The organism is Rhizobacter sp. P3_C12 (genome assembly GCF_056402735.1).
Window position 1 is genome coordinate 1 of record NZ_JBFUGW010000505.1, and the last position, 2,353, is coordinate 2,353.

General features: G+C 70.4%; 2 protein-coding genes. One reads left to right on the plus strand and one right to left on the minus strand.

What is annotated here, in order from left to right:
* A partial coding sequence (gene dnaX, locus AC1DXV_RS33835) for a DNA polymerase III subunit gamma/tau (RefSeq protein ID WP_477937949.1) occupies nucleotides 1-1,159 on the minus strand: 1,159 nt, incomplete at its 3' end.
* 94 nt (nucleotides 1,160-1,253) lie between these two features.
* Between dnaX and AC1DXV_RS33840 the strand changes: the two genes are divergently transcribed.
* On the plus strand, nucleotides 1,254-2,353 hold a 1,100-nt coding region (locus tag AC1DXV_RS33840; protein ID WP_477937951.1), incomplete at its 3' end, for an AIR synthase-related protein.

Below are 2,353 nucleotides of genomic sequence, written 5' to 3' on the forward strand. Positions count from 1 at the left end.
CCGTCGCGCTGCTGCGGCCGCTGACCATCGCCGGCGCCTCGCGGCGCGGGGCCGGCGTGCCACCCGGCTTGAAGGCCAGCAGGCGCAGCAGCACCATCACGAGGCCGCTGTATTCGTCGGGCGCCAGGCCCAGCTCGGCGCGGCCGTGCAGCACGATGCTGTAGAGCAGTTGCGTCTCGTCGGGCGCCAGCAGCGCGGCCAGGCGCTGGATGGCGGGCGTGTCGGGATCGGCCTCGTCGGCCGCGGCCGGCACGGCCTGCAGCACGGCCATCTGCTGCAGCAGCGTGGCGATCTCTTCGAGCGTGCCGCTGCACGACAAGCCGAGCGAGCGCAGCCCATCGACCGTGGCGACCACGTCGGCGCCGTCGCCGGCGGCCAGGGCCTCGACCAGCCGCACCGCGTGGCTGCGGTCGACCGCGCCGAGCATCTGGCGCACGCCCGCTTCGAGCAAGGCACCGGCGCCGAAGGCGATGGCCTGGTCGGTGAGCGACAGCGCATCGCGCATCGAGCCGCGCGCGGCGCGCGCCAGCAGCCGCAGCGCGCCGGGCTCGGCCTCGATCTGCTCGGCGCCGAGCACGGTGGCGAGGTGCTCCTGCACCGTCTGCGGCGCCATCGGCCGCAGGTTGAACTGCAGGCAGCGCGACAGCACGGTGGGCGGCACCTTCTGCGGATCGGTGGTGGCGAGGACGAACTTGAGGTACTCGGGCGGCTCCTCGAGCGTCTTGAGCATCGCGTTGAACGCGGTGTTCGACAGCATGTGGACTTCGTCGATCATGTAGACCTTGAAGCGGCCGACCACCGGCTTGTAGACGGCCTGGTCGAGCAGCTGCGAGATCTCTTCGACGCCGCGGTTGGAGGCGGCATCGAGCTCGACGTAGTCGACGAAGCGGCCGCTGTCGATGTCGCGGCAGGCATCGCAGACGCCGCAGGGGTGGGCGGTGATGGTGCCCTGCCCGTCGGCGCCGGTGCAGTTGAGCGATTTAGCGAGGATGCGCGAGACGGTGGTCTTGCCGACGCCGCGCGTGCCGGTGAACAGGTAGGCGTGGTGCAGGCGCTGCTGCGTGAGCGCGTTGGCCAGCGCCTGCACGACGTGCTCCTGGCCGACGAGGCCTTCGAAGTCACGCGGGCGGTATTTGCGGGCCAGGACGAGATAGGACATCGGGGCATTCTACGGGGCCCGGTGGTACCCGATAATCGCGGTTTCGGCGGCCGCGCCGACCTCCGACCGCCCCGCCATCGACCCTCTGCTCCCGATGAAATCCACCGCTGCTTCCCCCGACACGCTCAGCTACGAACAGGCCGGCGTCAACTACGACCTGATCGACCCGCTGAAGGTGGCTGCGCAGCGCGCCGCCAAGGCCACCGGCGCGCACCTGGGCGTGCATGGGTTCAGCGAGGTCGAGGCCTCGCGCGGCGAATCGGCCTACGTGGTGGACGTGGGGCCGTTCTACCTGGCCTCGATCGTCGAATGCCTGGGCTCGAAGGCGCTGGTGGCCGACGAGATGAAGGCGCTGACCGGCAAGAGCTACTACGCCGGCATTGCGCAGGACACGATCGCGATGGCGATCAACGACCTGATCACCGTGGGCGCGACGCCGCTGGTGGTGCAGGCCTACTGGGCCGCGGGCGGCTCCGACTGGTTCTCCGACGCGCAACGCGCACAGGCGCTGGTGGAAGGCTGGAAGGCCGCGTGCGACACCTGCCAGGTGGCCTGGGGCGGCGGCGAGACGCCGGCGCTGGCCGGCATCGTGGCCGAGGGGCGCATCGACCTGGCCGCGAGCTGCACGGGGCTGATCAATCCGAAGGAGCGGCTCTCGGTCGGCGACAAGCTGGCGCCGGGCGATGCGATCGTGCTGCTGGCGTCGAGCGGCATCCATGCGAACGGGCTGAGCCTGGCGCGCAAGCTGGTGGAGCGGCTGCCGAAGGGGTATCTGACCGAGGTGCAACCGGGGCTGAGCTACGGCGAGGCGCTGCTGGCGCCGACGGTGCTGTATTCACCGGTGACCGAGGCGCTGTACAAGGCCGGCATCCAGCCGCACTACTGCGCCAACATCACCGGCCACGGCTGGCGCAAGCTGCTGCGGCATCCGGCGAAGCACACCTACCGCATCCACAGCGTGCCCGAGGTGACGCCGGTGCTGAAGTTCATCCAGCAGCATGCGAAGCAGGACGACCAAGAGGCGTACAGCACGCTGAACATGGGCGCGGGGTTTGCGATCTTCGTGAAGGCCGAGGATGCGCAGCGCACGGTGGAAGTGGCGCAGGCCGCGGGCGTGAAGGCGATGGTGGCGGGCGCGGTCGAGGCCGGGCCGAAGCGGCTGCTGATCGAGCCGCTGAACATCGAGTTCGGTGA